Raw genomic sequence first — 22028 nt, 5'->3', positions numbered from 1 at the left:
CGCACCAGCCCCTGACAGGCATGGCATAATCTGTGTGGCAACACATCAGGCATCAGGTGGTGCGGTTCAGGAAAATATGAGAGCAAAATCCGATCCGGGCGATAAGATTACCGCCCGGATCAAACCGATTATTGTGGATGCTGTAAAGCGTGATGCGCGGCTTTACGCGTCACCAGCTTACGCAGCGCCACGTAGAACACCGGGGTCAGAAACAGACCAAACAGGGTGACGCCTAACATGCCGGAAAATACCGTTACACCCGTGACGCCCCGAACTTCAGCGCCCGCACCTTCACCCAGAATCAGGGGAATCGTACCGGCAATGAAAGCAATAGAGGTCATGACGATAGGGCGGAGACGCAGGCGACAGGCTTCCAGCGCGGCCTCAACAATGCCTTTGCCCTGAATCTCCAGTTCACGGGCAAATTCGACAATCAAAATGGCGTTTTTACAGGCCAGCCCCATGAGCACCACCAGTCCGACCTGCACAAACACGTTATTGTCGCCGCCGGTTAACCAGACTCCCACCAGGGCAGACAGCATCGTCATCGGCACAATCAGGATCACCGCCAGCGGCAGCGTCCAGCTCTCATACAGCGCGGCCAGCACCAGGAACGCCAGCAGGACAGCGACAGGGAAAACAATAAGCGCCGTATTGCCCTGCGTCGCCTGCTGATAGCTGAGATCGGTCCATTCAATATTCATGCCGTTCGGCAGTAACTGGCCGGACAGGGTTTCAAGTTGACGCATCGCCTGAGCTGAAGAGAGCACGCGCGGATCGGCATCACCGATTAAGTCTGCTGCCGGATAGCCGTTATAACGAATAACCGGATCGGGTCCGTAGGCCGTGGTGATGTGCACCATGCTGCCGATGGGCACCATTTCACCGCGGTCGTTACGGGTGCGCAGGTTCGCAATGTCCTCAACGCTGTCGCGGAATTCCCCATCCGCCTGCGCCATGACGCGCCAGGTGCGGCCAAAACGGTTGAAATCGTTAACATAGGATGAACCCAGATAGGTTTGTAGCGTACTGAACAACGCGGTCAGCGTCACGCCCTGAGCTTTCGCTTTGTCACGGTCAACCTGCACCTCTAACTGGGGCACGTTGGCCTGGTAAGAGGAAATGGGGAAGTGCATGCCTGGCGTCTGCATCACCGCACCCGAGAGGGTGTTAATGGCGGTTTGCAGTGCGCCATAGCCCAGTCCGGCCCGATCCTGCACGTACAGGGAATAGCCCGAACCCTGACCTAATCCCAGAATAGGCGGTGGCATAATCGAAAAGCCAAAGCCCTGTTGAATGCGGGAAATTTTCGCATTGATCTCCGCATTAATCTGCGCCGCCGTTTGTTTGCGCTCGCTGAAGGGTTTCAGGCCAAAAAAGACCGTGCCACTGTTCGGTGTGTTGGTAAACTGCAACGCATTCAGGCCGGGGAACGCCACCGCGTAGGCCACGCCTTCCGTTTGCAGGCCGATTTCGCTCATCTGACGAATCACTTCATCGGTGCGCGCTAACGACGAGCCTTCCGGCATTTTTACGCCACCAATCAGGTAAAGTTTATCCTGAGTAGGAATAAATCCTCCTGGTACGGCATGAAACATCCAGCCTGCACCAACCAGTAATACCAGGTAGACGCCAAACACGGCGCCGCGACGACGCAGCGTTTTTTCCACCATCGATTCATAGCCGTGCGCGCTGCGCTGAAAGACGCGGTTAAACGGACGGAAAATCCAGCCAAACAGCCGATCGATCAGGCGCGTCGGCATATCTTTCGGGGCCTGATGATCCTTAAGTAACAGCGCGGCCAGCGCGGGCGAAAGGGTGAGTGAGTTAATGGCGGAAATGACCGTTGAAATCGCAATGGTGGTGGCGAACTGCTTGTAAAACTGCCCGGTCACGCCCGACAGAAACGCCATGGGGACAAACACGGCACACAGCACCAGGGCAATAGCAATAATGGGACCGGAGACCTCACGCATTGCCTGATGCGCAGCCGCCTTAGGTGACAGTCCCATCTCGATATTGCGTTCAACGTTCTCCACCACCACGATGGCATCATCCACCACGATACCGATGGCCAGTACCAGCCCGAACAGGCTCAGCGTATTAAGCGAGAATCCAAGCAAATAAAGCACGCTGAATGTGCCTACCACCGACACGGGAACCGCCAGCAGGGGAATGATCGAGGCCCGCCAGGTTTGCAGGAACAGAATCACCACCAGCACCACAAGAAACACCGCTTCCAGCAGGGTTTGCACCACGGCCTTGATGGAGTCACGAACGAAAACGGTCGGATCGTAAGGCGCGGCCCACTTCACATCATCAGGGAAACGGGTTGCCAGTTCGTCCATTTTGGCCCGCACCGCATTGGACAGATCGATGGCGTTGGCTCCCGGTGCCTGGAAGATACCAATACCGACAGCGTCTTTGTTATTTAGCTGCGAACGCAGAGCATAGCTGCCCGAGCCCATTTCAATACGCGCGACATCACGCAGGCGCACCAGCGAACCGTCTTCCGAGGTTTTTAAGATGATATCGCCAAACTGCTGCTCGTTTTCCAGCCGCCCCTGCATATTGATGGACAGGAGAAAATCGCTCTGTTTTTTTAACGGTTCTGCCCCAAGTTGCCCGGCGGAGACCTGCACGTTCTGCTCCTGCATCGCGTTCACAACGTCAGACGCGGTTAAACCGCGCGCCGCCACTTTATTCGGGTCCAGCCAGACGCGCATCGCGTATTCACCGGCACCAAAAATCTGGATTTGCCCAACACCCGGCAGGCGGGCCAGCTCATCTTTCACTTTCAGCGTGGCGTAATTGCGCAGGTAGAGCGAATCGTATGTGTTATTCGGGGAAAACAGATGCACCACTAACGTCAGCGTTGGCGACATTTTTTGAGTGGTGATGCCGAGCCGACGCACGTCCTCCGGCAGCCGCGCTTCCGCCTGAGCCACGCGGTTTTGCACCTGAACCTGCGCCTGATCCGGATCGGTGCCGGGACGGAAGGTCACCGTGGTCACCAACACACCGTCAGAACCGGCCACCGACTTCATGTACATCATGTTTTCAACCCCGTTTATCGCTTCTTCGAGCGGGGTCGCTACGGAATCAGCGATCGCTTTCGGGTTAGCGCCAGGGTATTCGGCACGCACCTGTACGCTGGGCGGCACGACATCGGGATATTCACTGATGGGCAACAACGGGATGGCGATCAGTCCGGTAATAAAAATCAATACGGACAGCACGGCGGCAAAGATCGGCCGATCAATAAAAAAGCGGGAAAAATCCATAACAACCTCAGATTATTGAGCGGCAGTGGCAGCCATATCGACAGTTTTTGCCGTTACCGGCATACCGGGCATAAACACTTTTTGCAGTCCGGCAACGATAACCCGATCGCCTGCCTGTAAACCGGCGGCAACGATGCGTAATCCGTCTGCCATCGCGCCGGGCTTAACGTCCCGACGTTGGGCTTTCCCTTGGGCATCGACCACATAGACATATTTGCGGTCTTGGTCGGTCAGCACGGCTTTATCGTCGATCAACAGGGCATTAAACTGCGCGCTACCGGGAAGACGTACGCGGGCAAACAGGCCGGGCGTATAGGTGCGATCGCGGTTATCCAGCAGGGCGCGCATACGGATTGTGCCGGTGCTGGCGTTGAGTTGGTTATCAAGGAAGTCGACGTTGCCACGATGCGGATATCCCTGTTCCCCTGCCAGGGCAATTTCAACGGGCAGGGCGTGCCGCTGTTGTCCCTGACGCGCCATCGCCTGATAGTGCAGAAACGTCGTTTCATCGACGTCGAAATAGACGAACATCTTGTCCTGCGCGACCAGCGTGGTGAGCACGCTGGCGCTGTCACCGGCGGTGACCAGGTTGCCGCTGGTGATCATGGCCCGGCTGGCCCGACCGTCAATCGGGGCGGTCACGCGGGTAAAATCCAGATTGAGCTGGGCCATTGCCACAGAGGACTCGGCGGCCAGCACATCGGCCTGCGCCTGACTGGCTGTTGAACGCCGCTGTTCCCACATCTCGCGCGATACGGCCTGAGTCCCGACTAACTTCTCCGTTCGCGCCGATTCGCTTCGGGTCAGGCTGGCCTGACTCCGTGCCCGGGCCAGCGTCGCTTTTGCCTGTTCCAGCGCCGCGCGGTAGCTACGATCGTCGATGGTAAACAGCACCTGACCTTTTTTAACCTCATCACCTTCGTGATAATTCACGGTATCGATATAACCCGAAACCCGTGGCCGAAGCTGCACGCTTTCTACGGCTTCGACGCGCCCGTTGAAGCTGTCCCACTGACTGACAGGCTTTACCAGTACATCTGCAACGCTGACCTCGGGCGGCGGCGGCGGTGCATTTTTTGTCTGGCCGGTGTCGCACCCGCTTAGCAGACTGACCAACAGTCCCATTCCCAGTAGGGTAGATCCCTGACGAACCCAGTTAGTAATCATTGTTGTGATTCCGCGATGAACAGTGAAATGAAGCCCGCAGGCCAATATTTGCAACTTCTATGGTTGCAATTTATCGCGAGGAGTGTAGGCTTGTGCGTCAAAGAACTGCAAGAATTACTGATACACTTTATGTGCGGTATGACAAGCCGAAGAAATCGGCCTGGCGGTGACTGAAAATAAGCCCCATAAAAAGTGCGGCATTTAATGTATTAATTAAACTTGCATTAAGTGGCATTGTCATCCACGCTTTTAGTGTAACTGCAACTGCAACTGATACTAATACTGTTCGCTGTCGCGACGGGAGACTAAACATGATGAGTAACGCTTTTATTCACGACCTTATTGACTGGATCGACAACAACATCGAAGCACGTCTCGATCTCGACACCGTTTCTGAGCGCGCGGGCTACTCAAAATGGCACCTGCAACGGATGTTCAAAGAGCACACGGGCTATCCACTGGGTGAATATATTCGCATTAAAAAGCTGAAAAAGTCGGCTGACCGCCTGACCAGCACCAATGAACCTATCCTGAACGTGGCGATATCGCTGGGTTTTGACTCTCAGCAGTCTTTCAATCGCAGCTTCAAACGACAGTATGGTGTGGCACCGGGCGCATGGCGTCGTCACAGCGTGCCTTCTCAGGCTGCCATGCAGTCAATGCAGTAAACACCGCCGGGGCCAGGTAATCTGGCCCGCGCTTTTTGATCCTCAGGTAAAGCTGCTATCATCTGCATCCTGTTTAAAGGGATGCCATCATGTCAAAAAAACTGTGGGTTGGGCTGGTTCTGATCCTTGTCCTCTGTTGGGTAGGGTTAAAACCTTATTTGACCTCTGCACCAGCCAAAACGTCTGCGTCAGACATTGCTGCTCTTACGGATGTGCGAACGGTCGCCCGGTGGGTCCTGCAGCATCAGCAACTGCCCGATTATTACATTACCAAGAAGCAGGCCCGTCGCCTTGGCTGGAATCCCGCGAAAGGGGACTTGTGCGAGGTGTTGCCGGGTAAAGCTATCGGCGGCGATCGTTTTTCCAACCGCGAAAGAAAATTACCTGAACGTTCCGATCGTCAGTGGTTTGAGGCCGATGTGAACTACCGCTGCGGTCACCGTGAAGCAGACCGGTTGGTTTACTCCTCCGATGGCCTGGTTTTCCTCTCTACCGATCACTACCGCACCTTCAAGCCGGTCCCTTAATCATGCTGACCTTACGTTTCGACCTGCGTCAGATCACCGAGCGTGATGCCTTCTATCGTGCGTTTGCCGCGCAGAGCGGTTGCAGCGCTGGATTCGGCAACAATCTGGATGCGCTATGGGACTGGCTGACCGGAGGAATGGCGTTGCCCGCCGAGATTCATCTGCTACATGCAGAACAGTGTCATGCCGAGCTGGCACCTGTGGTGGCGCTACTGGAAGAGGCGGCGCAGTCGCTGGCGGGCGAGCTGCGCCTGATTGGCAGTTAGTGGCGTAACGGTTTAAGCAGCGCGGTGAGTGACTCGCGCGCGGCGACCGGCAGATCGCCACCGCCGGTATAACCGTTGTTCTCAATAATCACCGTGTTCAGCCCCACCAGCCAGTCGTAAATATAATAGGCCGTATGGTTAGCGGGCGCGGCAGAAAGCTTCGTCAGTCGCTGACCTGCGCTAAAATTCACGCTGGGCGCGGGCGGACGCGAGAAAATGGACTGTCCCCGATTGACCCGGCTTCCCGGACGTTCCGCTTCTGGCCGCTGAAGAAAACCAAGCCAGGCGACAAAATCCCCCAGCACCGTCATCGCGCGGGTTACCTGACGGTCGGCACGTGATTCGTGTGTCATGCTCTGTGCATCCGGTTCATGTAACGCCTGCTGCAGGGACTGCAGAATACCGGTGCGGAAGCTGGCCGTAATCAGTTCTTCGATCAACCACTCCATCGTCGCTTTATCAATATTCAGCAGGGCTAACAGGCTCTGGTTTTCCGGCAGCTGACGCAGGTGGTTCAGCCACAGGCTAAAAACCTGACGTGGAAACTGGGCTGAACCCTGACCGAAGCTGGTCTGCTTAGGGGCAGGCTGTTCAACTTCGGCATCGCTGAACAAATCAAACTCAAAGCCAATACCAAACTGATTTTCCGGTGCCTGAATACTGGAGGTCGCCGCCGGAACAGACGAGGTGGACTGGTTGAGCCACAGCTGGCGCAAGGCTTCGCGGGACGGCTGTAAGCGCTCAAGCAGTTCGCCATGCAAACCGGTGCGGTGTTGTAAACATTTCAGCAAGGTGTCGGCGATGCTTTGCCTGCGAGCGGCCTGGTCTGGCGACGCACCGGCTTCCGTCCAGGGCTGCAGTCGGCGCTCGACTACGGCGTGCTGGATTTGTGCCAACTGGGCAATCAGCATATCGCGACGTGCGTCGGGCTGCATTTCTTCCTGCAGCCAGTCAGACATCCGATCCACGCCTGCGCGATCCAGGGCCAGCATAGAACCCCACTGCTGACCCGGTTGTCCCACCTGACGCTGTACCGCCTCGTCAACATTGATCTGCTGATGGCGCGCATCGTAAGGCGTGATCGCCCAAATCAGGCGAGGTTTTTCACCCGCTTCATTGACCGGCTGGTGGCGCTGCCATTCACGCAATGCCCGACTGGCGACATCGACATCCTGACGCTGGCTGGCGGCGGTGCAGATCAACAGCAGGTCGATACTTTGCCGGGCGGCATACAGGCCCGGTATCAGGATTCGTTTGTGCTCAAGCAGGCGCGCGCGTAACGCATCCTGCTTCTGCAGACGCTGGCGCTCTTCACGCAGCGCCGGATCGCTCGGCGTCCCGGGTGCAGGCAGTTCCAGCATGTCGGCATCGTCATACAGCGCGGTGCGCGGGGTGGAGCTGAGTGGGATGGTGACCTCAAGCGTTAGCAGGGCCAGTAATCCCAGCGTCACGTTCTGCGGCTTACCCAGACGGTTACCGTTTAACGGACAGACTTCAACCGACAGCGACTGATCCTGCTCGCTGGCGGGAACGATCAGCTGCTCAGCGGGCAGCAAGGAATTATCCGTCAGCAGACTGAGCGGAGCCAGTACCCGGGTGCTGTTACGCAGCTGATGGCGTAAGTGCAGTAAGCTCCGCACCAGCTCATTCAGGGCCGGCTCGGCGGGCCACAGCAGTGAAAACAGCTGCACACGGTCATCCACGCTCAGCCAGGGAGCCAGTTCAACAGCCTGCGGCCAGAAATGGCGATCCAACTGGGCGTCATACAGGTGATGACGGCGGCACCAGGACCAGAGCGTGACCAGTGCATCGCTCTCCAGACCCGGCAACGGCGTAGTTAAACGATGGCGTTGCAGGCGTTGCAGCACGCTGTCAATTTTCGCGGTGTCGGGCTGCGTTACCCCTTCACCACAGGAGATGGCCAAACGCAACACCTCGGCCTCGCTCAGCAGCGTCAGCTCGACCGGCCACTCCGAGGAGAGGATTTCACGCTGGTGGGTAAAACGCGTTGCGGTGGCAAAATCGAGATTGCCCGGGTTGACGTGCTGGAAATAATTAATCGGTTTATCGCTCAGCGCGGTGATTAACTGACCTTGTGCGTCAGCCACCATTTCCGTCAGCAGCCAGGCTTTGCCCGCCTGCGACTGTCCAAACAGTGCCAGCGTTACCGGGCGCGCAACCTGCTGCGCCAGGGCCTGCGCCTGCACGCGCGCCTGCCGTAACTGCAGGGTCAGGGTTTCGGCTTCCAGTGCCAGCCGCGGCGACTGTTCGCGGGTGCTCTCAATCCAGGCCAGGCTGCCGTTCAGGGCGTCCTGCAATAAACTCAGGCGTTTTGCCAGCGTCTGCGGCTGGCGGGGTTTTACCGATCTCATCGTTTACACACACTCCCGCTGTCAATCCAGTATTGCGCATTGGCATTGCCCGTGGCGGAGAGAGTATTCAGTTTGAGGCTCAGATGTTCAAGTGGAACACGCGTGCCATCATCCAGTTTGGCTTCGCTTAACACCAGATTTTCAGGGCCGGGCGCACCCGGACCGGCCTTCACTGCCAGCTTCACGCGCAGAACGCTTTCACCTGCGACCTTGCGTGCCAGTGCCGCATCGTTGAGCGTCAGGCTGTACAGTGGCGAGGCGGGCCAGCGTTCATTATCTAACTGGCGGAATCCCAGGCATACGTTACCGCGAATGCGGAAGCTGCTTTTGCGGTCCAGCGAGAACTGGTGATCGTCGAGATCGATGTCGCTATAGCAGAGGTTCTCATCCGTCAGCGCCTGATTTTCGTCCAGCATACCCAGATAGCGAATGGTGGAGTAAGGCTCAAAGTCACCTGCACGGAACCAGAAGCTGCTCAGGCGTAAATCCAGCGCCAGCAGACACAGCATCGCGCCGACTGCGGCGGTCGATTTCGGGTTATCAATACGGCCGTGCTTATTAAACGGATACCAGTCACTGGTGTGATAGCCTTCGAGCGACAGAATACGGCTACCCGGCAGTGGCTGTAGATGGCGCACCAGTGCCTGAATGCCCGGGAACCGCGACGGACGTCCGGTCAGTAGCAGCACATCGCACTGATAGAGCGAGACCACTTCACACATGGAGCGCAGGGCCGGAATAATCGCCATGCGGTGCTGCATAAACTCACCGTGAAGCTGGGCCATGCTCACGACCAGCGGCACCTCAAGCAGATCGAAACGGCTGTTACCGCCCAGTTCTCGCTGAATTTCACCATTAATAAAGGCAAGCACCGCATCGGCAGGGCGCTGATCGACCAGTTCGCCAAACAGGGCGTTGATCTCGGCATGGCTTTCCAGCGGGTCCCAGTTTTCGTACCGTTCCAGCACCGCCTGAGCCAGCGGGATAAACAGCTGTAACGTGGCCTGCTGGCGTAACGTTGCCTGTCCATCCATGCGGCTGTCGTGACCGAACAGCTTGTTGATCAGCGGCTCAGCCAGCGTCAGTCCTGCTTTTTGCAGGCTCTGCTGCAGTGCAGGCAAAATCCACAGCTGAATCACATCCAGTAAAATATCATCACCGGCCACTTTGAAACCTTCGCGGAACAGCAGGCGTGGGGTGATTTTGACGTTGTTGCCCTGACCGTCATCAAGACGGTACTGGGTAATGGCTAAATCGGTGGTGCCGCCGCCAATATCAATGGAGGCGATACGCAGGCTCTTGCCTGGCAGCTCGTCGGCTTCGCGCGGACGGTCGGGGCGCGCCATGCTGCTAAAGAAATCTTCTGCACGACCGGCAAAGTTAACCTGGGTCTCGTTAAACAGCCACACCATCTGGCCGCAGGTGGCTTCGTCCCACTCCATCTGCACATCCGGCACGGGTTTGCTGCTTTGGGCCTGGCTCTGCTCGGTAAAATCCTCGTCAGCCGGATGCCAGCCTTCGGCTTTCCACACCAGCGCGATGGCTTCCTGCATACGGCGACGGAATATTTCACGTTCGGGTTTTGGCATGGCGGACGGCAGCGTCAAAATGACATGGCGCAACTGACGCGGCGCATGGCTTTGCGGCATACGCTGACGCTGTGCCGCGCTGTTCATTTGCATCAGCGCCTGAGCCAGTAACTCACACAGCATAAAGGTCATCAGTGAACTGCGGCTGTAGTGGGCGGAGAACACGGGTAAGCGCTCGTCCACGGGCAGCGCATACAGCGGCTGACCTTCGTCATTCATCAATGAGGTAAAAGGTGCAGCACAGGCCTGAGGCTCACCCTGCGGACTCTGTTGATTGAAGCGCCAGCCTGGCTGATAGCGTGCTTCGTCCCACAGGTAACGGCGAGGGCTGGACAGGCCGGTACTGCCTTCCAGACCGGCACGCTGCAGCGCCAGGCGACTGGCTTCACGTCCGACACGGGTTAACGAGGGCCACATAAAGGCCTGCTCGCGGCCGCTTTCCAGCGAAAAGTTAGCTTTACCAAAACGGGCTTCGGCAAATTCCAGTCGACTGTCGAACAGTTCGTTATAAACCCGATGGGGCTGAGACAGATCGCGCATTTGCAGCTCATAGGTCTGCTTCAGGCCATTGCTCTCTTCCGGGTGATCTTCCACGAGGATGCCGCAGGTGTGGGAGTTCCCCACGTCGAGGATGATATCGACATTGACCGCCGGCGTTTGCAGCGTGGCGGCCTGAATATGAATTTCAGTAAGGTTAAGTTGTTCGCCCAGCAATTCCAGCAGGTTGAGGTAATGCGCCTGGTATTCAAATTCACGCAGAGCCTGGCTAATTGCCTGTTCCCGGCGATCGGATACGCGATCCGTGAAGGACTCACGCAGCCAGCCATCCACCCACGTATGGTCAAGAAAATCGCCCAGCTCGTAGTTGTGCCAGGCCAGCGCAAAGGTGACACCGTTTTGCGCATCGGAGGGCGTCAGTCCCAACTGCTCGCCGCCGTCTTCTTCAGGCACGCAGCGGGTATCAAAAGCCAGGGTGACGCGGTGCGTATTGCCTGTACTGTCCGGCTTATCCAGGGCAACCAGCCGCATGCGCGCCCAGTTTTCCGGGCCGCCAATAAAACGTCGGCCTGATGCGCAGCGCAGCATCGGCAGCGGCAGCCAGCATGCTTCCAGCAGCGTCAGGGAGTCGGCCAGGGCGATGTCGGTTTCAGGGCGCACCACTTCCGGCGCACCGCCGTCCTGCGGATAGAGTAAAAACTTACCGCTGTTGCCGTCTACATTCAGGCGCAGCAACGGGCCGTTCGCGGTCTGGCGCACGAACTGGCGGCGCGCCTGAGTAGCGGAAAGTTGCAGTCCAAAATCAAGGAACTGTACGCCACTGTTCTCAATCAGTGAAATCTTCTGCTTATCATCGATCAGGGGAGCCAACATAGTTACTTACTCTCACGCTTAATCGTAATGGGATACGTACGATCCCCACTGTACTGTGCTTCACATGCTGCCGCGCCAATGCTGGAATGACACACTAACAACGGCATGCGATAACGCGATTTGTCCGCGCACCGGGCAGTAAAGCGGCTCTCAATCACCAGGTTACCGGCGCTGGTCATCGCAGCGGTCACATCAGCCTTACAGGTGGTGTTGCCCTGGTTAATCTGGACGTTGCCTTTGCCGTTTTTGAACTGGAAGCGCATAACAGGCGGTTTACCGGTTGGGGTTTTGACCTGGTCAATCTCCACGCGCCAGCGACCATCAATGACCTGTACCTGGCCATCGCGAACGGCATCCGGTGTCACCACCAGATCCTCGGGTTTAGCGGGCACTGCCGGTACAACGACGTTTGAAAGCGTGGATGACGGGGCGCTGGCCGTTGCTGTCGCGGCGTTTGCCACCACTGCGGCCGGTTTTTGTGGCAGCGTGGCGGACAGTTTTTCAGCCGAAGCCACCACCGCCGGAGGCTTACTCGCGATAACCGGCGCAGGAGCCGGGCTGTTTTGAGCAACGGGTTGCGCCGTGGTAACCGGTTCTGACTTTGGCATATGTAAAATAACAGCCGTCGCTGCCGCAGCGGCCACGGCCAGGGTTGGGATGAGATACCACAGGCGGAAAGACCGACGACGCACTGCCGCCACAGGCACCGGTTCGGGTGCCTGAACAGGGACATCGCTGACCGTCGGCTCCGTAACCCCGGGTTCAGGTATCACCACAGGTTCAGGTTCTGGCGCAGCAGCCACGGCGACAGGCTCAGGTGGCGGTTCAACCAGCACAGTGGGCAGTGACTCTTCAAGGCTGTCACGCAGGCAGGCCAGCGCATCATCACGATTACGCTCCTGAGCGTCGACAAATCCCCAAAAGGTAATGACGGGTTTACCGTTAACCAGATACACATATTGTTGATTAGGGAAGTGCAGGCTTTTGCCTAACAGCGCACCAAACAGGCGCATGGCCGGATTAGCTGCATCGCGTGCGCGGGCGCTGATCTCCTGCAGGTCCTGCTGGCAGGCGGTGAGGTGTTGTAAAGCCTGACGGCGTTCATAATCGCTGGCACCCATCCAGGATTTCACTTTGCCCGGGAAGGGCGAGTACCAGTCAAGCCGGTCGCCACGTTCATTGGTTTGTGGAATGGCCAGGCAATTTGCCAGCGCGCTTTGACGGCGCAAACGCAGGGTTTCACGGATTTGCAGGGCGGAAGCAAATACAGGCTGGCCGTTCTCGCCCAAAGCCAGAACCGCATCCAGATTGCCGCTGCGCAGAAAAGTTTTTGCCACCTGTTAAGCCCTTATCGGTCGTTGTCTGAGGCAGAAGATCGCGTGTTATCGTCGATTACGGTGATTTTACGTGGGACAATGGCAAATCAAACCGCTGAAAAAGGGGATAAATGCGTGGTTTTTTGACCCGCTGCCGGGAAAATAACCAATGCCCTGATGATGTTACGCTGTTTTACGCTTTAATAACAGATGTGCAACCACGCCACCGACCAAGCCCCAAAACGCCGAACCGATACCGCAGAGCGTCACGCCGGATGCGGTAATCAGAAAGGCAATCAGGGCGCTGTCGCGCTCGTCGGGCTTATCGAGTGCACGTTGCAAACTGCCGCCGAGGGTGGCAAGCAGGGCCAGACCGGCCAGAACCTGAACCATCACCTCAGGCAGTGCGCTGAACAGCACGGCAATCAACGCCCCGGATAATCCGGCCAGCAGATAAAAAAAACCAGCCAGCGCGGCCGCTATCCAGCGTCGTTGCGGATCGGCATCCACCTCTTCGCCCATGCAAATCGCGGCAGTGATCGCTGCCACACAAACCGAAAATCCGCCAAACGGAGACAGCACCAGGGCCAGCAGCCCGGTCCAGCTCATTAATGCGGAGATTGGCGGTCGGTAGCCGTGTGCCTGCAAGGTCGCAATGCCTGGGGCATTTTGCGAGGCCATGGTCACCAGAAAATAGGGTAGACCAATACCCATGAGCGTGGGCAGTGAAAAGGTCGGCCAGACAGGGGCGGGAAGGCTAAAGCGCGCCACATGCTCAGGGAAATGAATGCTGCCTTGCCCAAAGGCGATGGCAAAGCCCGCCAGCAGGGCGATAAGAATGGCATAGCGGGCGAACCAGCGGCGTGCCAGCAGCCAGATAAAACACATTGATGCGGCCAGAGTGAAATTAACTGATAAATCGCTAAACGTCTGCAGGCCAAATCGCAGTAAAATCCCCGCCAGCATGGCGGCTGCCAGCGAGGCGGGTATGTGGTTCATCAGCCGGGCAAACAGGCCGGTTACGCCGCACAACACAATCAGGGCGTTGGCAAAAACAAACACCCCGACGGCGTCGTTGACAGAAACCCCTTGCAGGCTGGTCGCGAGTAACGCCGCGCCAGGTGTGGACCAGGCGGCTAAGATCGGCATCCGGTACGCCAGAGACAGCCCCGCCGAGGCAATGCCCATCGCAAGGCCAATCACGGAAAGCCAACCGGCGATCTGCGTGGGCGATGCACCCGCCGACTGAGCGACCTGATAAATAATCGCACCGGTACTGCTATAGCCCACCAACACCGCGACAAAGCCGGAAACGGTCATGGGCAAGGTAATGGGGAACGGCGCGCGGCGTGCAGACATGATGTAACCCTCTTGTGCGTTATAGCGCACATCGTCGCACAGGGCGTTATAACGCACAAGTGTTACACTGAAGCGGTACAGCAGGAGACAACATGGAAAATTTGCAGCAATATCTTGGCGATGCGCTGAAACAATTGCGCCAGGCCAACGGCTGGAGCCTGACTTCAACCGCGGAAAAAACGGGCGTGAGCAAGGCGATGCTGGGTCAGATCGAACGTGGCGAATCCAGCCCCACGGTGGCGACCTTGTGGAAAATCGCCACCGGGTTCAATGTCCCGTTCTCGTTTTTTGTTCATAACGTATCGCTTTCCGCCGGTGAGGTGGCAAGTTACCGACAGCATAATGCCCAGATGACGGTCACGCCGCTATTACCTTATGACGAACGACTGCGTTTTGATTTGCTGGCGGTTGAGCTGGCGGCCGGTGCACAAAGCGATTCCGCGGCCCATGAGCACGGTGTGATTGAGCAGGTGGTGGTGCTGGAAGGGGAACTGTTACTGGGCATCGAAGATACCTGGCGGCGACTTAAACAGGATGAGGCCTTTCAGTTCAGGGCGGATGTTGCCCACAGCTACCGTAATCCCCTGAACAGCCGCTTACGCTTTCACAGCCTGATTCATTACCTTGGGCGAACCTGAGCTTACAAATTGAAACCAGCCGCGCCTGTTCAGACCTGACCGGCATTTGTATACTCACTTCCCCTTTGTAAGGCCGCGCTGCACGCCTGTTTGCACCTCGTTGCAAACGCTGACTGCCTGAGCGTCGCAGTCTGCACCTTACTGACTCGTTATCTGTTACCGCTTCCAGAGGAATTATCATGGCTTTAACCACACTTGATGCGAAAACCGCGCTGATCGTCATCGATCTGCAAGAGGGGATTGTTGCGCTGCCAGTTGTGCATGAGCCACAGCCGGTTATCGAACGCTGCGCAATGCTCGCCGCTGCATTCCGTGAAAAAGATCTGCCCGTTGTGCTGGTCAACGTTGCTGGCGGTGCGCCAGGACGCAATGAGATGCCGCGTCACGAAGGCGAGCTGCCTGCAAACTGGGCAACCCTGGTTCCTGCCATGACACCGCAGCATAACGACCTGACCATCACCAAAAAAACCTGGGGCGCTTTTCATCACACGGCGCTGCATGATGAGCTGCAAAAGCGTGGCATTACGCAGGTCGTTATTTGCGGCATTGCCACCAGCATTGGTGTGGAATCGACGGCACGTCAGGCCTATGAATTAGGTTACAACGTCACGTTGGCAGTGGATGCAATGACTGACCTTAATAGCGACACCCACGAAAACAGCATCAAGCGCGTGTTTCCCCGTCTGGGCGAAACGGGCAGCTGTGATGATGTGCGTGCAAAACTCAACGCGCAGTAATCGCTAAGCAATATCCCAGGGATTGAGCAGCATGACGCCCAGTCCCTGGAAATCTTTCAGGTTACGCGTGACCAGGATTAAATCGTGCTGTAGCGCCGTTGCCGCAATCAACGCATCGGTTTCAGCGCGCCGGTCGGGCACGTGCAGTTGGGCGCAGCGCCGCGCGATGGGGCCATCCACAGGCAAGGTTCGCTGACGATACGCTTCAAGTACCTGTGTCTGATACCAGAGGCGCAAACGTTGGGCCTGCTCTTCATCCCGCTGTTCAAGATGCAAAATCCCTCTCTCTATTTCCAGCAACGTCAGGGCGGAAATAAAGGTGTTGTCAGTGCTGACCGTGACAGCCCAGGCTTCGACGTTTGGATCGACGCGCGCTGTTCCTGCCTTGCGCAATTCGGAAACGACATTCGTATCCAGTAAATATCGCATCAGAAATCGACATCCCGCGCGGTAATACTTAGGCGTTCCGGTGTAAAATCGATATCTGCTGTTTCAGGCATGGCTAATGCCATCGCCAGATTTTTTTTGCCACCTGTTAATGTTTGATAAGCCTCAAACGTTAACAGGACATGTGCGGGTTTACCGCGATCGGTAATGTACACTGGGCCGTCCTCCGCCTCTTTTTTCGCCTTTGACACGTCTTGATTAAAGGCACGACTTGAATAGATTTTGTTCAACGTGAGCGCTCCTCACATGTAGTTACGTTACTACATAGAGTTTATGTGAGTGGATCTTTTTGAGCAAGTTTTGAACGAAACCTCGAGTGTTCTCGCAAAATGGCACAGCGGAAACCGGGATGGGTGGGTGATACGATGAACTGACTGACGACAGCGAGATGCCAGCGTCAGGAAGGATAGCGGAGAGAGGCCACCAGAGCGGCGGCCGCGTGATAGCGGCGCGGCCGCCCTGTATTACTGGAAAGCGTAACTGACCGTCAGGCCCACGCTGTAGTTGCGCCCCGGTGCCGGTTCGAAATAACGGCTGTTACTTTCGTTGACGATCACCGAGCCCACGTAATTCCGGTCAAACAGGTTATCTACCCGACCAAACAGATCCAGTGTCCAGTTGGCAACCTGCCACTTATAGCCGCTGTTCAGCGAGGTAATGGCGTAAGAGGGCGCGCGGACGTCATTGCTGTCATCCGCCGCAATATTGCTCATGTAACGCCATTCTGCCCCGGCGTAAAAACCCTGTTCTGGGGCGTAAGCCAGCCCGGTGTAAAGCATATTGCGCGCGATGCCGGGAATACGATTGCCGTTGCAGCTGTTGTCACCACAGGCATTGGTGCGATAGCGCGCATCCAGCAGGGTGTAAGCCATCTTCAGCCGCCAGTCATAGTTAAACTGCTGATCAAGGCCCAGCTCCAGGCCACGACGCCGGGTTTCTCCCGCATTTTTATAGGTGGTACGCCCGCCGCTGCTGCTGTCAGCCACAATCTCATCCTGGGTATCGGTCTGGAAAATGGCGGCGCTGACCAGGCCATTGCCCAGCCGTTTTTTAGTGCCTAACTCAACCGTGTCGCTGGTCGCGGGTTTCAGCCCCAGATTCAGTCCAGACTGTCCGTCTGAACGATAGGACAGTTCATTTATTGTCGGCGTTTCGAAGCCGCGTCCGGCCGACAGATAGGTGTTCCAGCTGTCGTCAAAGGCGTACTTCAACGCGGCGGCGGGTAGCCATTTGTGGTAACGGGCATCGCCACTGTCATCGCCATTACCTGGCGTAATGTAAACATCGTTGGAGTCAAAACTGACCGTACTGAAACGGATGCCTGCATCCAGTGACCATTTTTCACTGAGCTGCCAGCTGGTTTGCAGGTAGGGATCAAGATTCCACATCAGGTTGCGTTCGTTGCGACGCATATTTCCCTGTTCGCCAAACTGCGTGACGCCGTTTACCGTGGTGAAATTCTCAAAACCTTTACGCTGCTCGCGCATGGTTTCGTAATCAAGTCCGCCGGTAAGCGTTACCGGAACCGAAAACAGGGCATCACGGTGCGTCCAGCGGGTATCAATGCCTTGATAGTGGCGAGTCAGGGAAATCACGCCACCGGGATGTGACGGGTTGCGCTGCACGCTGACAGGAATCGACTGGAACTGCGTCGTTTCACGCGTACCGGCATACATCATCACACTGAGGTCATCGTTTTCACTCATCTGGCGCTGATAGTGCAGGCCGCCCTGGGTTTGATCGACGGTTTTGCGCGTATTGAACAGCGAGACGGTGCTGACAACCTGACGGGGATTTGCCCGCCACTGGTCCGGCGTTAAGCCGCCCGGGTCCTGCGCGTCGATATGAACGCTGTTGAACAGCAACGTCAGGGTGCTGACGTCATCGATGCGCACGCCCAGCTTTGCATTACCAAGATTTTTTTGCGCGGCACTGTGGTCGCGATAACCGTGAGTGGTAAAGCGCGAGGCGGAAATCGTGTAGTTAACGTCGCCGGCATGTGTGCCATCGCCAGTGGCACCGCTGGCTTTCACGCTGTTGCGCCAGCTGCCATAACTACCGAACCAGCTACCCGCTTCGAGCGTCGGGGGTTGCTGTCCGGTTTGGGTGATGACGTTAATCACGCCGCCGGAGGCGTTGCCATTCAGCGCAGAAAACGGCCCACGCAATACCTCCACCCGATCAACCGAGCCGATATCAATGTTAGACGTTTGCCCCTGACCATCCGGCATGGTGGCAGGAATGCCATCAACATAAATACGCAGGCCACGCACCCCGTAAGTGGAACGGGAACCAAAGCCGCGCAGGGACAACTGCAGGTCCTGGGCGTAATTTTGTCGGTTCTGGATCTGCAATCCTGGTACGCTGGTCAGGCTTTCTGACAGGTTAACGCGCGGCGTGGCCTGGCGCATATCATCGCCGTTAACCACGCTAACGGCGGCAGGCGTATCAAGTTCGCTCAGGCCTTTTGCGGACGGTGCCGCGCTGACGACCAGCGTATTATCGCCGTCTGCTGCGAAGAGCGGCAGCGAAGAAAATGTGGCAGGCAGGACTAAAAACGGCAGGCTGACCCGACGTAATCGCTTAATATTCATTTGTATTTGGCCGATTCCCTGGGTATGTCGCCTGCCAACCAGTGGCTTAAAACCACAGCGGTTAACGGCAGGTCGCGAAACTAGTGGTGCTAAACGAACCAACTGGAACAATCGCGGCATATATTAATAGCTTTGTCAGTTGTTTGGAAATCGTAAATGATTGATCGGTTTATATGATCGTCATGGCGTTAAAACGTCATGCCCTTAGCGCGGTTAACCCCGTGATAACGCACGACGGGCGGGCAGGCGGGCAAGCCAGTAAGGCAAACGCCAGCGGACGTACAGGGTCACAGGTGCTACATTTTAGCGTGCACAGCCGGGTAAGCTTAAGGCGGACACCACTAATCAAAAATAAGGAAATCAGCATGAAACAACCTGATGTTGCAGTACTGGGATTAGGCGCCATGGGGCACGCCTTTGCCGCCAATTTACTCAAAAAAGGTTTCAGGGTTTACGGCTGGAACCGCACCCGCGCACGGGGCGAAGATTTGATTGACGCCGGGCTGACGTTAGCCGCATCCGCCGCGGACGCAGTGCAGCAGGCCGACGTCGTGATTGCGATGTTATCGGACGGTAGCACCACAGAGCAGGTGCTGCATGAGGCGAAAGCGGCGTTAAAACAGGGCGCAACCCTGTGCCAGATGGGCACCATCGGTGTGGAAAAAACCGATGCGCTGATTGCCTTATTCGCTCAGGCGCGCCCCGATGTGGTGTTTATTGACGCGCCGGTTTCCGGCACCAAAGCCCCCGCAGAAAACGCCCAGATTCTGGTGATGGCCAGCGGCGATCGGTCCCGTGCTCAGGCAGCAGAAGCCGTGTTCGGCGCGATAGGTAAAGGAACGCAGTGGCTGGGTGAGGCGGGCAAGAGTTCGCGCATGAAGCTGGTCATCAACAGCTGGCTCATTGGTCTGATGCAGAGTCTGGCCGAAAGTACCCGGCTCGCCGACCAGTTTGGGTTTTCCACCGACGACCTGTGGCAGGTGCTGGACGGCGGCCCGCTGGCCGTGCCCTATGCCAAAATGAAGCTGGGCATGATCGCCAGCGATGATTATACCCCGCAGATGCATCTGCAATGGGCGCTCAAAGACGCAAAGCTGGCGCTGGATGCCTCTGAGCGTTCACTGCCCGCACTGGAAAATATCGCCAGCGTCTGGCAGCAGGCCGTGGAAGCCGGGCACGGTGAAGAGGATTTAGCGGTGATCTACAAGTATCTTAAATCGCAATGAGTTCGACGGTCAGTTTTGATTTCAGCACCCGCCCGCTGGTGCCGCTGGCGCACGATTATCCGCATGGTGCCACAGAACCCTGGCACCATCACAGCTGCGCGCAGCTTATTCATACGCTGAGCGGCGTAGTACGGGTTGAAACGGAACTGGGCAGCTGGACCGTACCGCCCAGCCGTGGCGTCTGGCTGCCTGCCTTCACCCGCCACAGCTTACACATCACCGGGGCAGTCGCTGCGCGCACGCTGTTTATCGATCCCTTTGCCAGAGCCGATCTTCCCGCCAGCTGTCAGGTCGTGCAAATTTCTGCGCTGCTGCGCGAGCTGATTATCAACGCCATCGATTTGCCTGTGTCCTACGCGCCAGCCAGCCGCACCGAACGGATTTATGAATTGATCCTGGATGAGATACGCAGCATGGACGTGCTGCCTTTTGCCTTGCCCCTGCCACAGAGTCCACGTTTACAGGCGCTCTGCCTGCAGGTTCAGGCTGATCTGTCTGGCGACTGGTCGCTGGCGGCAGCCAGCGCCAGGCTCAACCTGTCTGGTCGAACGCTGGCTCGCCATTTTGTACGTGAAACCGGCCTGCAGTTCAGCGACTGGGTACGGCGAGCCCGCGTGGCTATCGCCCTGACGCGGCTGGCACAGGGCGACAGCGTATTACGCGTGGCTCTGGATCTGGGCTATGAAAGCCCAAGTGCCTTCAGCGCCATGTTTCGCCGTCTGCTGGGCGTGTCACCAACGGACTACTTTCCTGCGGCAGAAAGTGGCTCGCCGCGTTAAGCAACGCCTGCAGTGCGGCGCGCGACGTATCATTGTCGATGCTGACGCCCCAGTGGCGTTCGCCCTGAAGATTCATGCAGCTGACATAGGCGACTGAGCGGCTGTCGCTGCGTTTTCCCAGCGTGTGTTCATGATAATGTTCAATGGTCAGCGCCAGGTCCAGCGTCTGACGCAGTGCCGTAACGGCGGCGGAAAGCAGGCCATTCCCGCTACCAGTCAGCGGCACGGTGCGGTCGTGATGATGGACGTGAGCCCGCAACTGCGTCTGCTCGCCCGACTCGCTTTGACTGTGTGCATCCATCAGGCGCAGGGCAGGCTGTTCAATCTGATAGTGACGGCAAAAAAGTTGCCAGACAGCATGCTGCGTCATTTCCTTTCCATGCAGATCGGTTTCCTGTTGAACACAACGGCTGAAATCCTGCTGCAGTGCACGGGGAAGGTGCAGGCCGTGGTTTTGCTCCAGCAACCAGGCCGCGCCGCTTTTACCTGACTGGCTGTTTACCCGGATAACGGCTTCATAACTGCATCCAATATCGGCAGGATCGAGCGGCAAATAGGGGATCTGCCACCGTGTTTCCTGGTGCTGGTGGCGATAAGCGAATCCCTTTTTGATCGCATCCTGATGAGAGCCGGAAAAAGCGGTAAAAACCAGCTCGCCTGCATAGGGATGACGGGGATGGACCGGCAGTTTATTGCAGTCGGTGACCACCTCAATCACCCGGGCCATATCGCTAAAATCCAGTCCTGGCGCAATGCCCTGGGTATAAAGATTTAACGCCAACGTGACTAAATCGACATTACCGGTACGCTCGCCATTGCCAAACAGGCAGCCTTCAATGCGATCGGCACCCGCCAGCAGAGCCAGTTCCGCGCAGGCCACGCCCGTCCCCCGGTCGTTATGAGGATGAACGCTGATACACACCGCGTCACGTCGGCTAAAGTGGCGGCAGAAAAACTCTATCTGATCGGCGTAGACGTTCGGCGTGTTAACTTCAACGGTGGCCGGCAGGTTAATGATCATCGGCCGTTCCGCGCTGGGTTGCCAGACGTCGGCGACCGCTTCACAAATCTCCAGCGCGAAGGCGGGCTCTGTAAAACAGAAGGTTTCCGGCGAGTACTCAAAGCTCCACTGTGTTTCGGGCGCGGCCTCACAGGCGGCTCGAATCTGTTGTGCGCTTGCGGTCGCCAGCGCCACGATCTGTTGTTTACTCTGATTAAACACGCGCTCACGAAATAAGGGGGCGGTGGCATTGTACAAATGCACAATGGCGCGCGGTGCCCCTTCCAGTGCACAGAAGGTTTTTGCAATCAGGTCCTGACGCGCGGGCGTTAATACCTGCAGCGTCACATCATCTGGAATTCGCTTTTGTTCAATCAGGTCGCGCACAAAGTCAAAATCGGTTTGCGAGGCGGAAGGAAAAGCGGCTTCAATTTCTTTGACACCGCAGTCCAGCAGCAACTGCCAGAACTGAAGTTTTTGCGTGCGGTTCATCGGTTCCGCCAGCGCCTGATTTCCATCCCGCAGGTCAGTAGACAGCCAGCGCGGCGCACGGGTGATCTGTTGTGAAGGCCACTGGCGGCCAGCCAGCTCAACGGACGGAAACGGGCGGTATTTCTCAGCCGGGTGCATCAACATAGTCATCTCCTTGTAGGTGTTTAAGCCAGTGTGGCGTGGCGAGAAGTCTGTC

The 22028-nt window shown here is 57.1% G+C and carries 17 protein-coding genes; 7 read left to right on the top strand and 10 right to left on the bottom strand.

Annotated features, from left to right (window positions below; translation table 11 throughout):
• Positions 1–128 precede the first annotated feature (128 nt).
• Positions 129–3284, bottom strand: a complete 3156-nt coding sequence (gene oqxB, locus CMR03_RS02695; RefSeq protein WP_096010681.1) for a multidrug efflux RND transporter permease subunit OqxB — start codon at positions 3282–3284, stop codon at positions 129–131.
• Between the two features lie 12 nt (positions 3285–3296).
• Positions 3297–4451, bottom strand: coding sequence for an efflux RND transporter periplasmic adaptor subunit (locus tag CMR03_RS02690; protein ID WP_096010680.1), 1155 nt, complete (start codon positions 4449–4451; stop codon positions 3297–3299).
• 311 nt (positions 4452–4762) lie between these two features.
• Between CMR03_RS02690 and CMR03_RS02685 the strand changes: the two genes are divergently transcribed.
• The 3 genes from CMR03_RS02685 to CMR03_RS02675 all read left to right on the top strand — a co-directional run bounded on the left by CMR03_RS02685 (position 4763) and on the right by CMR03_RS02675 (position 5912).
• Positions 4763–5119, top strand: a complete 357-nt coding sequence (locus CMR03_RS02685; protein ID WP_063879524.1) for a helix-turn-helix domain-containing protein — start codon at positions 4763–4765, stop codon at positions 5117–5119.
• An 89-nt stretch (positions 5120–5208) separates the two neighbouring features.
• Positions 5209–5646: a ribonuclease domain-containing protein gene (locus CMR03_RS02680; protein ID WP_063879525.1), complete on the top strand. Its 438-nt coding sequence runs from the start codon at positions 5209–5211 to the stop codon at positions 5644–5646.
• A gap of 2 nt (positions 5647–5648) precedes the next feature.
• Positions 5649–5912: a barstar family protein gene (locus tag CMR03_RS02675; RefSeq protein ID WP_096010679.1), complete on the top strand. Its 264-nt coding sequence runs from the start codon at positions 5649–5651 to the stop codon at positions 5910–5912.
• On the opposite strand, the gene CMR03_RS02670 is transcribed toward CMR03_RS02675, so the two are convergent.
• From CMR03_RS02670 to CMR03_RS02655, 4 genes are all read right to left on the bottom strand, one after another.
• Positions 5909–8284, bottom strand: a complete 2376-nt coding sequence (locus tag CMR03_RS02670; RefSeq protein WP_096010678.1) for a virulence factor SrfC family protein — start codon at positions 8282–8284, stop codon at positions 5909–5911. The genes CMR03_RS02675 and CMR03_RS02670 overlap by 4 nt on opposite strands.
• Positions 8281–11244: a virulence factor SrfB gene (locus tag CMR03_RS02665; RefSeq protein ID WP_096010677.1), complete on the bottom strand. Its 2964-nt coding sequence runs from the start codon at positions 11242–11244 to the stop codon at positions 8281–8283. The genes CMR03_RS02670 and CMR03_RS02665 overlap by 4 nt, the downstream gene beginning before the upstream one ends.
• 2 nt (positions 11245–11246) lie before the next feature.
• Positions 11247–12581, bottom strand: a complete 1335-nt coding sequence (locus tag CMR03_RS02660) for an SrfA family protein (protein ID WP_096010676.1) — start codon at positions 12579–12581, stop codon at positions 11247–11249.
• 162 nt (positions 12582–12743) lie between these two features.
• On the bottom strand, positions 12744–13919 hold the full coding sequence (locus tag CMR03_RS02655; RefSeq protein ID WP_096010675.1) for a benzoate/H(+) symporter BenE family transporter: 1176 nt from the start codon (positions 13917–13919) through the stop codon (positions 12744–12746).
• A gap of 92 nt (positions 13920–14011) precedes the next feature.
• Here CMR03_RS02655 and CMR03_RS02650 point away from each other — a divergent pair, with 92 nt between their 5' ends.
• Positions 14012–14557: a helix-turn-helix domain-containing protein gene (locus CMR03_RS02650; RefSeq protein WP_096010674.1), complete on the top strand. Its 546-nt coding sequence runs from the start codon at positions 14012–14014 to the stop codon at positions 14555–14557.
• A gap of 179 nt (positions 14558–14736) precedes the next feature.
• Positions 14737–15294: an isochorismatase family protein gene (locus CMR03_RS02645; protein ID WP_096010673.1), complete on the top strand. Its 558-nt coding sequence runs from the start codon at positions 14737–14739 to the stop codon at positions 15292–15294.
• Positions 15295–15297: 3 nt separating this feature from the next.
• Here the strand turns inward: CMR03_RS02645 and CMR03_RS02640 are convergent, their stop codons facing one another.
• The 3 genes from CMR03_RS02640 to pqqU form a co-directional block, all read right to left on the bottom strand.
• Positions 15298–15723, bottom strand: coding sequence for a type II toxin-antitoxin system VapC family toxin (locus tag CMR03_RS02640; protein ID WP_063879533.1), 426 nt, complete (start codon positions 15721–15723; stop codon positions 15298–15300).
• A complete protein-coding gene (locus tag CMR03_RS02635) occupies positions 15723–15971 on the bottom strand; it encodes a type II toxin-antitoxin system Phd/YefM family antitoxin (protein WP_063879534.1) in 249 nt (82 codons plus the stop codon). Before CMR03_RS02635 ends, CMR03_RS02640 begins: the two co-directional genes overlap by 1 nt.
• A 234-nt stretch (positions 15972–16205) precedes the next feature.
• Entirely contained in the window at positions 16206–18335 is a 2130-nt protein-coding gene (gene pqqU / locus CMR03_RS02630) for a TonB-dependent receptor PqqU (RefSeq protein ID WP_096010672.1), read from the bottom strand.
• 365 nt (positions 18336–18700) lie between these two features.
• On the opposite strand from pqqU, the gene CMR03_RS02625 reads away from it, so the two are divergent.
• Both CMR03_RS02625 and CMR03_RS02620 read left to right on the top strand, forming a co-directional pair.
• Positions 18701–19561: an NAD(P)-dependent oxidoreductase gene (locus tag CMR03_RS02625; protein WP_096010671.1), complete on the top strand. Its 861-nt coding sequence runs from the start codon at positions 18701–18703 to the stop codon at positions 19559–19561.
• Positions 19558–20340, top strand: coding sequence for an AraC family transcriptional regulator (locus tag CMR03_RS02620; protein WP_063879537.1), 783 nt, complete (start codon positions 19558–19560; stop codon positions 20338–20340). Before CMR03_RS02625 ends, CMR03_RS02620 begins: the two co-directional genes overlap by 4 nt.
• Here the strand turns inward: CMR03_RS02620 and leuA are convergent.
• Complete coding sequence (gene leuA / locus CMR03_RS02615; protein ID WP_096010670.1) at positions 20261–21976, bottom strand: 2-isopropylmalate synthase; 1716 nt, start codon at positions 21974–21976, stop codon at positions 20261–20263. The two genes, CMR03_RS02620 and leuA, sit on opposite strands and share 80 nt — an antisense overlap.
• Positions 21977–22028: the final 52 nt, after the last annotated feature.

This window comes from Pantoea allii (genome assembly GCF_002307475.1).
GTDB lineage: Bacteria > Pseudomonadota > Gammaproteobacteria > Enterobacterales > Enterobacteriaceae > Pantoea > Pantoea allii.
This window is presented reverse-complemented; position numbering and strand designations above follow the sequence as displayed.